Raw genomic sequence first — 14624 nt, forward strand, 5'->3', positions numbered from 1 at the left:
ACTTATTTCTTATTTATTAAAGCTTGAGCATCTCGGAGCAGGTACGTTGCAGCTTCACTTGAGACATGTTTACCTGCTTGCGCCTGCACCTCGCTCACGAAACTCTCCACATTGCCTTTATCCAATTTCTTTTGCAAGCTACTCACAATTCCGGCATTATCAATCCAGTTATTCTTGGCAAAGCGAGTGATCAGTGCCTTTAAAGCGTCAATGCTTGTCGTTGTCTGAAACGTCACTGTTACGCTAGCCGCGTTCCCAGCCAAGTCGCTCGAAGTCACCATAAATGTATGCGAGCCAAGCGGCAGTGTATAAAGCGGGATGGGCGTTCCTGTCTGGAAAGAATAAGTATCCAGCGTTACAGTAGTCCTACTGCTGTCAACCCCCGACATCCCGTCGTTCACTAAAAACATAGGCGAGATATCCCCATTATCGCTAAGGTCTCTATTTCCCACTAATCCAGAAATGCTGATTGTTGGTGCAGTTACGTCCAGGTTAAAGCTGACTGTCTTCACGACTTCTACGTTGCCGGCATTGTCTGATGAACGGTAGCTCACATTATACTTACCGTCCCGATTCGTGGTAATGGGGCCAGTATATGTTTGCCATGTTCCCCCACCATCTAGATTGTACTCCGTCAGTATTGCACCTGAACTTGACTGATTGTCGGCAATCAGGTTTACCGTAACCGGATGTAAGTACCATCCGTTCCGTCCATCTGGCTCAGACGGCGCTAGAACAGCTCTCGTTGCCGGTATGAGGCTAGTGACCGTTATATTCGCTACGGCTTTAATTGATGTTCCATCCACTTTTCCATACACCTGAAATACACCACTCTGTGCATATTGCAATGGATCAATCGCATCCCAACTAACAACTGCCGTACCTTGACTCGTGTTTTCGTAGATGACCGAAACCGTATCAGGCAGCACCGGAGCTTTGCTGATTGAGGTTGAAACAGCAACAGGCTGAACGCTTTGCACATCTTTACCGTCATAAAGGGCCTTTACTTGTTTCGCCGTCATGGCACCATCATAAATCCGGAAATCGTCTACTGTTGCGTTCAGTTGCGCTCCATTACCATATCCGGATACACCGATTTTCTTAATATCGGATGTAGCCGTTATCGAATTAAGATCCCCATCCGTATCAATCTGTTGGGAGATACCGTTCTTGTAAATCGCCGCTGACTTGGTCTCTGAATCGAAGGTGAACACTACATTTGTCCATTCGTTTAGAGGGAGGAAATCATCCGGCCTCACTTTCACAAAGAAATTACCCGTTCCATCGACCATAACCAAGCTGGAGACATCGCCGTTATAAGTGACGAAAAATCCATTAGCCGCATAATCGTTCTCCGGCTTGAACCACAGTAGTATGTTCTCATTAGCATTCATGCTTGTCGTCCGCTTGATCCAATAAGAGAGTGTAATCTTCTTCGGCTGCAAATCTCCGCTCCTGCCTAAGTCTATGTAATTTCCGCTAGTGCCGCTAAAGGTTAAAGCACCATTCTGATGTCCACTGGGTTCCCAAGCAAGCGATCCTTTCGTCGTTCCATCATGTCCGTTACCCGAAGCGTCGGTAATGCTGGTGCCATTTGCTTCATCAAATTTGTACCGTGCAACTAATGAAGGGAACGGATCCAACATGACACCCGTTACAACAATATTCGCTTTTGTTTTCAAAGTCGTAGATCCAACCACAGTACCCGCTACAGTGAAAGAATTGCCTTCTGAAGCATACCGGGCAGGATCGATAGCATCCCAAGTTACCGGAACATCAATGATGCTGGCATTTTTCAAATGAGCTGTTACGGTTTGCGGTAATTTCGGCGCCACTTTCACCTGTGTAGCAAGATTGACTTCATCTAAAGATACAATATCATCAAAAGGCGGAGCCGCGAGTGAAGCGATTTCCGCCGCACTAAGAGCACTGCTGTAAATTCGGAAGTCATCCACAATGCCATCCAAATAAGGATCGGCGAACTGAGACTTTCCAATGTAATTATTGATCGTTTTCCCTAAGCTCGATGGATTCAGAGTAATGTTCGCGTTGATTCCAACCTGTACTCCGTCGACATAGAGAATCCCGGTTGTTCCGGAAAGGGTAAACGCCACATGTTTCCATACGCCCGTAGGTAAAACCGGTGCATTGATAACCTGTTCTTGTCCCGACCCATTCCCGGTCGTTGTGATGCCAAACTTCATGCCCCCTCCGCCTACTTTCGGCGACAGATGCATATACGTATTCGTTCCGCTTCCGAAGTCGAATATTCTTGAATAATTACCCAACTTATTTGCCTTCACCCAAGTCGAAATCGTAATATCATGTACGCGACTTAGGATGCTCGCAGGCATTTTCACGTAACTATCCGTGCCGTTTAATTGCAATCCGTTGTCTTGCTTACCTTGAACCCATGTTGCCGAGCCCTTTAAAGTTCCATCCATACCATTGCCTGTTGTATCGGAGGCTGTTGTTCCACTTGTCTCGTTAAACAAATATTGTAAGATGACCGGAGGCAAAGGCGGCGCAGGCGCTACCGTAACTGTAACTGTATCTTCGGAAGATAACTCCGAGTCGTTTACTTGCAGCTTGAATACATAATCCCCAGCAGCAGATACGGTTACATTCGTATTCAGTGCAGAAGCGTCAGCAAACGTTGCTGTACCTGGTCCGTTCACTAAGCTCCATGCAGCTGTTAACGTGCCGCCAGGAAGATCATCGTCACTAGCGGTTCCTTTTAAGCTAATATCATCCGGCAAAGTAATTGAACTATCAGCACCAGCATTCGCGATCGGAGCTGTATTCGCATCCTTTATTCCTTCTTGCAGCTCAACTGTATAAGCTGCCGCCGCTCCAGCATTAATCGTAAGCGTTGCTTTAGAGCCATAAGCATTCAATTTTCCTTGATGCACACCATCAACTAAGATATCATAGGTCGCTTTTTTAAGTCCCGTGAATGTGATTCTTGTTTGATGCTGCGTTGTACCGGGCGTTACGTTTTTCATACTCAGCTGAACATAGTTCTTGCTCTTCGCGATTGTGGCATTCATAAACTGATCTCGATCCAACTCTAAGTTAAGCTTTTCGGTGATCAGATTTATACGCTTGAACACACCGTCTTTTGGCGTAATGACGTAGTTCGAGCCGCTTTCCGTTACATCTGCGCCATATCCCGTTAATCCGAAAATCGGATCAATGGCTACATCGCTGCTCAGAATCTTGATCGCTCCGAATAACCCTAAATCGGACTCACCCGTCATCCCTCTCCATCCGTTAAAAAGAGGTCCTCCATCTAGACCCATTGCGCCGTAGTTTCCTTTTTCCGCTTGATACGTCCATGAAGACGCACCGATATTTGCGGGGTCTGAGCTAATTTGTCCAGAGTTAATAGCACCGATATTGGCAATTTTGGCAGCGTAAGATAAGCGCTGTTCAACCTCAGGCGCTGCGGAATGATTGCGAATCCAGTCATCCATCGTATAGCCAGCGAGTGAAGTCGAGTACTGAAAGTTCCACCAGTTCTCACCCGTAATCGTCACCGGATCCGCATAATAATACCAGATCGGCATTTGCCCGCGATCGGCTCTTGTTTTTGCAATAATTTTGCTCATCATCGTCGTATTGTTGTTCATTTTGGCTAACGTATACACCGCTTCTTCGCCGGTATTGTCATAGCTGTACTCAGAGCCATACGGATACGTCGTGTTTTTAAAATTGTTATACTTGGTAGCCATCTTAGCGATGAGATCATTCGCCTCAGCCGTGAACCCCTCGTCCTGCAGGGCTTTGATAATGTCAGGTGTCGTCAACTCTCCCATAAGACCTGTCTCCCAGTTGTACGCAACCGGACCATCATATAAGGCTTTGAAAATATTATATGTCCGCAGAAGATACTCTTCTTTCGTGTGCTTATATGCGACAAGATCAGGATACATCTTGGCAATCTTATACATGCTGAAGTACGTATTATAAATATGAGGGTAAGCGTAGCCACGATACGTCGGCGTTGTGTTTGGCTGATTCATTAAGAAATCCGGAACCAGATAATCCTCATGATGTCCGTTCATTAGATTGGTCCAAATGGCCGTCTCCAGATAGTCATCGACCGCTTTTACTTCCGAGGCAATCGGGACCTGCGAGTTCTTTTCGGCCAAAAATTGTCCATGCGTTAATCCCCAGTCATCGCCCCATCCCCAATAACCATTGAATCGGTTTCTAGTCGTTTTATTTTGCATCATCCAATCGTCAAAAACCTTATCTCTAATGGTTCCCGGATCATTGTATTGCGTCTTTTCTACCATAAAAGTGGAATGTCTCTGCAGTGCGGCATCAATAGGCTCAATCGCATAAAATTGCAGGACGGTTTTTTCCCCGTTTCCATATTCAACGGTAAGATCATTCTGTCCCAGATGACCCAGTGTGAGCTCGTAAATCTTATGATTGGCAGGGGCCGTATTCAGAAAAGTGATCGTTGACTCAGAAGGATATTGTGCGGTAACGGAAGTGATGTCTTTGAACGTATGCAAATCGATCTTGGCCTTCATATTGGTTGCAAAAATCATCCCTGGCACCACGGTGACATCAACGAGGCCCTCGTCGTAGAGCTTGGCTTTCACATCGTTATCGTCAACTGTTTTAAAAAACTTAAAAGCATAAGATTTACTCTCACTCGGAGCAAGAATCAGGCTTGTATTCGGGAGGTACCCCTTGTTGGTACTCTTGATCACGTTAGAATGGATATAGTAGACATTCAGTCCTTCCACCCAGCCTGCCGAATCATTCGTCCAGTTGCTGCCCGGATGCTCCTCACGCTTCCAGCGGTCTTGATATTCAAAGCCGGCGCCGGTCGCTGCATCAGGAACCAAAAGCACGGAAGGACCGATGCCGCTTGGCCTTTGAATCGTGATATACGAGCTGTTATTACCAACAAACGAATGATTCAAAACTCTAGTTTCATAAATACGGTCATTCGGCGCCTGCCATAGTTCATTAAACGGCAAAGGGAGGCCAAGGTCCCCAATCTCTAGAGTCTGGTTGCTCGTATTTTCAATAGCAATCGTCCATTTGACATAGTCATCCACTAAAGCATACTTTTCAATAACCTTAAAATTCCGGATCCCCTCAGGGTTTGAAGCGTTCTCATACGTAACTGTAATTTCATTCCCACTCTTCGATATCGTTCTACCGTCATCTGACTTGCTTGTCCAAGCCTTCGTCCATTCCCCGTTTCCAAGCTTGTATGTAAACATCAGTTCCCCGAGCCATTGATGGTCGGGCGTATTCTGGTTTGGAGCATTCGTTGGATTCATCACATATTCCGTAGGGAATACATCCCCTTTTAGCTGCAATGAGGTGATTTCACCATGGGTTCCTGTCTGTATGTCAAAAATATCATTGGATAGACTGTCCGCGAGAGATTCAGAAGAAGCCACTGAAGATAGGAGACACAACAACATGATGGTAAAACAAAGAGATATCGGCAGCACTAGTAGCTTCTTTAATCCAACCCTATACCTATCCGACCTCCGAGATTCCGTTACTTCCATCCTTGTTACCTCCAATTTACATGTAGTTGTGTTTTTAACCTTTTATCCCTGTAGTAGCAATCCCTTGATAAAATACCGCTGGTTACGTCAACACCTCCCACTGGTAAGAAACGACAACATCCCGAACCAATCGAATATATGCAGACCAAAAGGGCATCCGTGATGCGTACATCCCTCAAAGGAAATGGTCTGGAGATTGATCGTCATGTACTCGGTCCCCTTTTTTATAAATATCATCATTATGGTAAGCGCTTTAATAGTTATTCTACATGGTGTAATATGGGAATTATATAGGGATTTACAACCACATTTTTAAAAATTACAACCTTTGCCATGGAGCGTGAATGAATGAATACATCCCAATTTTCTCGCTCCCCGTGCCTTATTTTATCGATTGCGGACGCACTTTTTTCCATGTTGACAAGCAGCATATTAGTAGAAACCAGGTCGGTGTATTTGATTTAATGGTAGTGACCAAAGGGACTTTACATATTGGGGAAGGTGTAACGCCAATGGACTATTTGCTCCAATTTCGTATAGACTAAGAAAAACCCGAGGCTGTGACTCAGGTCCTTGTCTAAACCAATACGTATCAATTTTATTAATACCATCATTTCCGGAAGCTGCATTAATAAGAATATCGGTTGTGGTGCAAAGATCTAATTCATGATAACGTAATTGATAACGAAGTCATGGGATGGAGTAACTTATTTTGAGATATAGTCGAAATGATGAGCGAGCGAGGATTAAAGATTTCTCATACGACGATCATGAGATGGGCCCATGAATTTGGACCATCGTGAAATATTTTCTAAAAAAAAGAAACCGTTCCTTCCGCAAATGGTAGATCGTACTCCCATTTTAGTTAAGAACGGTCTCTTATAATTATTTCGCTACTCAACCTTTACAATTTGCCATTGCTGATAATATCCGGGGCCTGCTGTTCAATCCATGATCTCTAAAGTGATCTTATAAACATAGATGCCCTTTTCGATTTTATATTCATCGTGAATATTTTTGGTCCAACCGTTGTCTCCGCCAAGACCTGCATGTTTGTAATCGATATGAAGGAAAACGGAATCGGATGTGCCAAGCTCATCTTCATAGGCGGCATTGTCGTATTGTCCGATTCTGCATGGATGAATATCAAAATGGAAGTAACCCGCCGAGGTAACTTTTACCTTGCGGTCATCCGCGGATACATATAAATAACGGACATCTTCCTTGCCCCCGCATTCAACCGGCACGGGAACATTGAATTTCATGATGAGAGTCCGCCCCCTTCCGTGCAAAGGGATACTTGTTATTGGTGTACACTGGTTTACCGTATCCGGAAAGCTCCCAGTTGGAAGGAACCAGGATATCATTCCAACGGGACACGTCATATTCAGGATTTTGGTTGCACCATATTCCTATAATATAAGGAGAAAGTCCCCCTATTTATGAGCAATTTTTATTTTCATTCCGGAAGCAATGATAAAACAGCAGGCTGATCATAAAAATTCCGTGAGCCAGTTATGCTCACGGAATTTAGATTTCACAAAACTTAATCGTTTTTGTTGATTACTTTTTCAACGCCGCACCGACCGTTTTTTCGTATTGGTCAACTTGCCACTTGACAACTTCGTCGTAGCCCAAACCTTTAGCTTTCTTAATCAATTGCTGTTTCAGGCTGTTAAACTCGTTATCATCCTTCGCGAACATCAACTTCCAGGAGTATTCCTTGACGACTTTGCCCACTTCGCTATCCTTCTGCTTGATGTCAGCCGGTCGATCCGCCGCCGCTACGTCGCTGGAGTACGCAGGTGCCACGGCAACATTGTTGTGCTTGACGACATAATCTTTCACCGTCAGCGCACCCATAGCGTCCCGCCAACTCTTCGTGACCGGATCCGGATTATGATTTAAATACGAGGTCCACATCGTGTAATCATACGGTTCCCCAGTTTCCGGATTGTTCATAGACTTGGAGAGCGTCGAGTTATTGATTTGGTTAGTTCCGTCCTTGTACAGCCCGCCGCCGTATTCATCAGGCATATTGACGGTGTTCACGATCGCTTTGTATCCGAAATCGGTCAGGGTCGGCTTTCCATCCTTGATATCCCAAATCAAGCCCTTCGGTCCATAATTGGATTCCATGATCCCCTCCGGCGTATATAGCCAGTCAAGGAATTGCATCACACGCTCCGGATACTTCGTTTTCGCGCCAATGGTCCAATAGTACTTGGCGCCCTCTGGTTTAAACCCGGCGGATGACTGTTTCTCATCGCCGAATGGTACGAATCCGAAACCTTTTCCTGCGGACGTGTGGTCCGGGATGTTAAAACCGCTGCTTACCCAAGGAAATTGAGCGAAAAGAATTTGCCCGTCCTTGTACTTATTGGACACATCGGCGAACTTCTGCGTCAAAGAGTCTGGATCAAGCAGTCCCATCTTATTGGCATCAAAGAAGAATTTCACGCCTTTCATGTAATAACCGTTGTCATCGAGAATGCCTTGCCATTTCGCTTCATCGGCCTTCGTCAGGATCAAATCAGTTTCGTTGAATCCGTCCGATACCCCATAGCCGTATAATGCGGCTATAGAACCCACGTTCATTGAACCGGACCCGTCCCAGTCCGACCACAGCGAAAATCCGTACGTAGGCTTGCCGGTATCGCTCTTCGGACTGAGCTGCTGCATTTGCTTGAGGACGGGCAGATAGTCGTCCAACGTTTTGATTTGCGGACTGCCCAGCTTCTGGTACAAGTCCCAGCGGATCTGGGGACCGAACGTCATATCGGCGCCTTCGCTCGGGCCGCTGCCGTTGCCCACCTCATTCGCGACCGAGTAGATCGCCGTGCCGCCGCCGAATTGCTTGCTGTGGGCTTCAAGCGATTGACCGGCATATTTTTGAATGTCTTGGCCGTATTTATCAAGCAGCCCGTTTTTCTTCCAATCCAACAGCAGGCCAGCTTTGATCGCATCTTTGGTGTTGATTGCGACCTGGATATCGCCTACATCGCCCGAGGCCAACAACGTAGCCTCTTTTCCCTGGCCGCCGCCGATAATGTTTAATTTGATATTAAATTTGTCCTTGATCACCTTCGCAAACCAACCCGGTTGATCCCCGGAAAAGTTAGCCACGTTCGAGAATACCTTTAGTGTGACTTCCGGCTGCTTCGAAGGATCGGTGCTTGCGCTCGATTGCGTCGATGAATCACTATTTACCGCGGTTTTGCCGCTGCCGCCGCTACATGCGGACAATAATACAAGCACGGCGCTCATCGAGACCGCGGCCGCTATCCATTTTCTTCCTCTAATCATTTATTTGTTAACCTCCTTGTCATGTACCTGCATAGTCGTACTTTTTCATTGCGATTAAGAAATGGATCCTGAAGTCCCCTTGACAAATACAATACGAGCAAACACTGTCCCGCCTCACCTCCTTTGCAGAGTTCCAAATTCAGCCCTTTACGGCTCCGATCAAGATGCCTTTGACAAAGTATCGTTGGAAGAAAGGATAGACGAGCAATATCGGGATGACGACAACCATAGAAACCGTCGTCCGAATCGAAGTGGCCGTCTGCATATTGGCCAGATCCGCATTGATAGCACCGCTGGATTTTATCAGATTTGCCAGCGATGTCGCTGCGTTTAAATAGCGATACAGGAGAAATTGCAGCGTAAACAGCTTCGGGTCCGTGACCAGGAACAACGTGTCCTGGAACGAGTTCCACTGACCGATGGCCGTGAAGATGGCGATCGTGGCAAGAATCGGTGTGATCAAAGGCATGACGATCTTCAAGAAGATCGTGAAATAGCCGGCTCCGTCGATTTGCGCCGATTCCTGCAGGGAGATCGGCGTCGACTCGATGAACGTTTTGACAAGGATGATATTGAACGGAGCAACGATCCCCGGTATGATATAGACCAGGAAATTGTTTACCAGGCCAAGCTTGAGCATGATAAGGAACCATGGAATCAACCCGGCATTAAAATACATGGTCACGATAAGGAACCTGTACCAGAATTTACGTCCCCACATTACGTTTTTCGTAAACAAGTATCCGAGAAATCCCGATACAACCACGGTCAACAATGTGCCAATCAAAGTGCGTCCTATAGATACGAGCGCGGCTGTACCCAGTCCGGGAATCTTGAATACTTCAATATAGTTGTTTATATGAATCCCTCGCGGGTAAAACATCACGAGGCCTCTGCTGCTCAAGTCGTTGTTGCTAATCGTATTGATGAACAAATAATAGAACGGAAAAAAACAAGCCAGAGTGAAAAGCGCAAACCCCGTATAATTCAGGATGTCAAATATCGTAATCTTTCCCATCTTTCCCATGTCGACACTCCTCTCTTCTCACAATGACTTAGATGACGCCTTCGCCGCGAACCAGCTTCGACAGGCCATTGGCTACAAACAGCAAGAACAAGCTAATAACCGATTTCAGAATGCTGACCGCCGTCGCGAACCCGAAGTTGGAATTCACCACCCCGATGTTGTATACGTACAGATCAAGCACCTCGATATGATTCATGTTTATCGCGTTCGAGAACACAAAATATTGCTCAAGCCCATTATTGATAAAGTTCGCGATTCCCAATATGAGAAGCACGAAGAATGTCGGTATAATCCCGGGAACCGTCACGTGCCATATCAACTGGAAACGGCTTGCTCCATCCACTCTCGCCGCCTCATACAATTCCGGATCAATCCCAGTAATCGCAGCAATGTACAAGATCGCTCCCCAACCGAGTCCCTTCCATATGCCCCACAAGGTCATGGCCAACCAGGTATGACTGTCCGATGCCAGCAAGCTCAGCGGCCGTTCTATTAGATCCATTCTCATCAGCAAATTGTTCAAGAAGCCGTTGTCGACAGAAAACAACATAAATGCGAAGGAGTACACCAATACCCAACTGATAAAGTTCGGCAGCGTCGTAAGCGTCTGCACGATTTTCTTAAACGGCGCGTTCTTTATTTCCGTCAGGAGAATCGCGAAGATGACCGGCAGAACCGAAGTCAGAATGCCAAGCGAGCTGAACACCAACGTGTTTCGCAGGACCCTGAGGATTTCCTGGACCTGAGCCGGATTCGACACCAACTTGGTAAACCAGCTCAAGCCTACAAACTCGGTCTGGGACAGCGGAATTCCGGGCCTGTAGTCGTAAAATGCATAGACCCAGCCGTACAGCGGCAAATATGAGAACAAAAAGACAAGAACAAGAAAAGGAAGAGCCATAAGAAATAATTTATACTTATCTTTAAATTGGAAGCGCTTTCTCGGAACTGGTGCATAGGCGTGTTCGGACAAGTTTGCGTTCATGTTTCTCCCCCCGCTATTAAATAATGTTTTCTTTCATTTGCTCACTTTTACTTAGATTTTCAAATCGGCTATCTTAGGAGGTCTAGAACTCCTATTGGTATGACATTTCCTCATCAACTCCCTCTCAGCGATGGAACCTGCTTCAGTTTTTGCTCCACAGATTCATTATGCGGGCACACTCTCAACCTCTTTGTTTTCGATTATAACGAAATCGCTTTCATCATAATACCTAATAAATTCCACTTAAAATCCAGCCATAATTAGTGTTTTTCCGTGCGTGAAAATATTGAATCATGCCGATAGAGTTTTTCTCAAATATCCTTACCGTTTGGCTAACAAACTCTTGTATTAGAATCTGTAAACGACCTTCCTCCATCTTTTGTTTGAAGTTGAATGAACCGTCAATGGTTAATCACTTTTCCTAATTGCGGCAAAAAAGCGTTCCAACAGGAACGTAAATCCCCCGCCGGAACGCCTTGCCATATTACTGGGCCGTACCTGTGACGCTCGTGCCGCTTTTTACAATTGTGTACTTAACGATTGCGCCGCTCCAGAAGTGGAACGTCAAAGTCACCGTTCCATCAGTCGTTTCATTGAAGAAATTCGAGGTCAGCGTGATTTGATGCCGCAGCGGCCAGCTTCTCCGCTTCGCTTAACCTGCCTTCCGCAATCATACGGCGAATGTCCGGAAGATAGGCCAGCGCATCCGGATTGTTCCGGTCCATGGGCCCTCCGTACCAGACGGAATCTTCGTTCAACTGCACGCGCTCGCGGACGGTATCTCCGAACACCATCCCGCCAAGACGGCCATTGCCAATTGGGAGCGCCTCATTCCAATCGGAAGCTGGCTTCCGGTACCACAAGCTCATCGCGTTCATTCCGATGTCTCCTCTCGTATCACTGAACCCCGGTCTGCGGAAGGAAACGGAAGCGGCTCAAGCCGATATCCCCGCCCAAACACAGATAAACAGTGCGAACTCCCGACGCTTCGTCCGCCTTGCAGGCAATCGTCTCCCACAATGGCCGCCATCCCGTCTCAGGAACGGTGCACGTTCCGATAAGCGGGCCATCCAACCCATCCAGTCTAAGCTCAATGCTACCGCCTCCCTCACCGGTCGTACAACGGGCTTCGAAGCCGCCGATCCCTCCGCGGAAATCGGCATCGTCAAAGCGCAGCCAGCCTGCCTCGCCCGATAACCGGATGCAGCTCCCGCCTTCCCGGCATTCGTCTAGGTAGACACCTTCGTACTCGTCGTAGTTCACTGCCGGAGTCTCCTTGGTCAAATCGCGCGGAGGCACGGTATCTCCGTCTACCGCCAGCTTCTTCTGCACACGGATTTCTCCCGACGAGCCCCCGATCATGAGCATATAAGTACCAGACTCGATGCAATAAGCGTCTCTGGTCACATCCCAGAACGCCAGCTCGGAAACCGGCACCGTAAAGCGGACGGTCTGTTTCTCTCCGGGAGCCAGTTGGATGCGCCGGAAGCCCTTCAGCTCTTTGAGCGGCCTCTGCACGCGGGACGAATCGGCGCGCACATACAGCTGGACGACTTCGTCTCCGGCCCTATCGCCCGAATTTTCGACCCGCACACTGACCGAGATGTCCCTGCGTGAACCGGCACGCTCAAGACTCACGCTCAGCTCATCGTAACGGAAGGTCGCATACGACAACCCGTAACCGAACGGATACAACGGCTCTCCATCAAAATATTGATAGGTGCGCTTCCCTTTTCGAATATCATAATCCATGATATCGGGCAGTTGCTCTACGGAGCGGTACCAGGTCATATTGAGCCGTCCAGCCGGGTTGTAATCGCCAAACAATACGTCCGCCAAGGCGTTCCCTAGCTCTTGGCCGGCATGTGAGGAATACAAGACGGCCGGAATGTGTTTATCGACCCAGTTCAGGGCAAACGGGTAGCTCCCGATGACGACGACAATCGTGTTGGGATTTACCTTGTATACCTCCCGAATCAACCTCTCTTGGGAAGCGGCTAGCGTCAAGTCCGGGCGGTCGATCTCTTCCTTCCCGTTGATAAGCGGGTGGTTCCCGACGATAACAATCGCCGCATCCGACGCTTCAGCCGCCGCAACAGCCTCCTTCAGACCGTCCTCGACAACCTCCTTGCGCAAAGCCCCGCCTTCATCGCCGGGCAGCGACACAGGGCTCCCGTTCCAGCTCGCGAGAGCCATCGTCCCATCCTGCCCCTCGGCAGGATGAAACACCTCTTTGACGAACCAGCCCCAAATGTCTTCAGCCGAAGCGGTCACGGTCGTATCGTCGGTCGTCACATATTTGCCGTTCGAGAGCGCCTTCAGCGTGACGCTGCCGAAGCCCCAGTCCGTATGCAAGAACGTCTCGGCAGAATATGCAGCTGTTCGGTCCGCCTTCAATGCGCCGTTCTCGTCCGGTGAAACCCCTACATATTTTCCCGTTACGGCGGAACGAAGGCGCACTCGGTCGCACCCGTCGGCGAAGACGACGGAACCTTTGTTCATTTTGGCCCGAATGCCTTGCAGCGGAGTGACCTTATACGGATGGCTGCCGGAATACCAATCGCGGCATACCGCATCTCCGAGCGGCCCGATCACGGCGACTCGCTGTACGGCATCCCGGTCGAGGGGAAGCAATTGATGCTTGTTCTTGAGCAGCACGATGGATTCACGGGCCGCTTCCAGGGAGAGAGCCGCATGCTCCGGCTTGCAAACCGTGTCATCCGGCATGCCGGCATACGGATTTCGCTCGTCCGGATCGAATTCGCCAAGCAGGAAGCGCACCCGGAACGTGTTTGTCAAAGCCCGGTCCAGGTCGCCCTCCTCCAGCAACCCCTCGGCGAGCGCCTCACGCATGGCGGCGCAGGTAATCTCGGCATCGTCCGTAATGCTGTCGATGCCGTTCTTGATCGACGCCACGACAGCTTCTTTATACGTCTCGAAATAATGATGATCCTTCACGAGCCCGATCAGATCTCCCGCATCGCTGACGATAAAGCCGTTCATCTCCCACTCGCCTTTGACAACCCGGAGCACATCGGGATGGAGAATGGCGGGCGTCCCGTTGATCGAGTTGTATGCAGTCATCATCGACAGAGCCCCCCCGTCGCGGAAGGCCGGCTCAAACGCTTTCAAATAATATTCCCGCATATTGCGCGGGTCGATGCTGGCGGAGCAGTGCCCCCGATCCTTCTCGTTGTTGTTGCCAAGAAAATGCTTCAAGGTTGCAATCGCTTTGCGGTAAAAGGGATGCGGTCCCTGAATGCCCTTGACGAGCGCGGACGTGAGCTCACCCGTCAAGTGCGGGTCTTCCCCGTACGCCTCCTCTGTCCGGCCCCATCGCGGGTCCCGCTCCATATCGACAGTCGGCGCCCAAAGCGTCAGGCCGTTGTTCGCGGGGTCCCGCTGATAAAACACTCTGGCCTCGTCGCCGATAACGGAACCGATCCGCTCCAGCAGCTCCGGGTTCCAAGTGCAGGCAAGGCCGATCGATTGCGGAAAGGAGGTCGCCTCCCCGAGCCAAGCGATGCCATGGGTAGCTTCGGTACCGTGCTTGTATGGTTTCACCCCCAGTCTCTCGACTGCGGGTTGATATTGGCACATGAGCCCAATTTTCTCCTCGAGGGAGAACCGGGACACCAGATCGGCAACGCGGTCTTGGATTGCCAGATCATGATTCTGAAACGGTAAAGCTACTCCCTTAGCATTTGTCATCGTCGCCAAACCCCCATTTTAAGGTATTTAGAAATCGTCTTAGCTCAAT

General features: G+C 48.6%; 8 protein-coding genes and 2 pseudogenes. 1 reads left to right on the forward strand and 9 read right to left on the reverse strand.

Features of this window, described 5'->3' with window-relative positions:
* Positions 1-2: 2 nt before the first annotated feature.
* Both ASG85_RS39445 and ASG85_RS27450 read right to left on the reverse strand, forming a co-directional pair.
* The gene (locus ASG85_RS39445; RefSeq protein WP_235550248.1) at positions 3-1646 is read right to left on the reverse strand and encodes an OmpL47-type beta-barrel domain-containing protein; all 1644 of its coding nucleotides are present in this window, start codon (positions 1644-1646) and stop codon (positions 3-5) included.
* A 9-nt stretch (positions 1647-1655) separates the two neighbouring features.
* Positions 1656-5456, reverse strand: a pseudogene (locus ASG85_RS27450) (DUF5695 domain-containing protein); the annotation flags it as partial.
* 434 nt (positions 5457-5890) lie between these two features.
* Here ASG85_RS27450 and ASG85_RS27455 point away from each other — a divergent pair.
* Entirely contained in the window at positions 5891-6091 is a 201-nt protein-coding gene (locus ASG85_RS27455) for a hypothetical protein (protein WP_060648358.1), read from the forward strand.
* 399 nt (positions 6092-6490) lie between these two features.
* Here ASG85_RS27455 and ASG85_RS27460 read toward each other — a convergent pair whose 3' ends face one another.
* The 7 genes and pseudogenes from ASG85_RS27460 to ASG85_RS27485 all read right to left on the reverse strand — a co-directional run bounded on the left by ASG85_RS27460 (position 6491) and on the right by ASG85_RS27485 (position 14575).
* Positions 6491-6811 (reverse strand): hypothetical protein, encoded by a 321-nt coding sequence (locus ASG85_RS27460; RefSeq protein ID WP_057305751.1) that lies wholly within the window; start codon positions 6809-6811, stop codon positions 6491-6493.
* A 298-nt stretch (positions 6812-7109) separates the two neighbouring features.
* On the reverse strand, positions 7110-8852 hold the full coding sequence (locus ASG85_RS27465) for a hypothetical protein (protein ID WP_057305752.1): 1743 nt from the start codon (positions 8850-8852) through the stop codon (positions 7110-7112).
* A 139-nt stretch (positions 8853-8991) separates the two neighbouring features.
* Entirely contained in the window at positions 8992-9879 is an 888-nt protein-coding gene (locus ASG85_RS27470) for a carbohydrate ABC transporter permease (protein WP_057305753.1), read from the reverse strand.
* Positions 9880-9907: 28 nt separating this feature from the next.
* Positions 9908-10864, reverse strand: a complete 957-nt coding sequence (locus ASG85_RS27475; RefSeq protein WP_057305754.1) for an ABC transporter permease — start codon at positions 10862-10864, stop codon at positions 9908-9910.
* 484 nt (positions 10865-11348) lie between these two features.
* Positions 11349-11438: a hypothetical protein gene (locus ASG85_RS39455; protein WP_235549365.1), complete on the reverse strand. Its 90-nt coding sequence runs from the start codon at positions 11436-11438 to the stop codon at positions 11349-11351.
* A gap of 55 nt (positions 11439-11493) precedes the next feature.
* Positions 11494-11742 (reverse strand): annotated as a pseudogene (locus tag ASG85_RS27480) (glycoside hydrolase N-terminal domain-containing protein); the annotation flags it as partial.
* Positions 11743-11761: 19 nt separating this feature from the next.
* Positions 11762-14575 (reverse strand): glycoside hydrolase family 3 protein, encoded by a 2814-nt coding sequence (locus tag ASG85_RS27485; protein WP_060648359.1) that lies wholly within the window; start codon positions 14573-14575, stop codon positions 11762-11764.
* Between the last annotated feature and the right edge of the window lie 49 nt (positions 14576-14624).

It is taken from the genome of Paenibacillus sp. Soil724D2, assembly GCF_001427935.1.
Taxonomy (GTDB): Bacteria; Bacillota; Bacilli; order Paenibacillales; family NBRC-103111; genus Paenibacillus_E.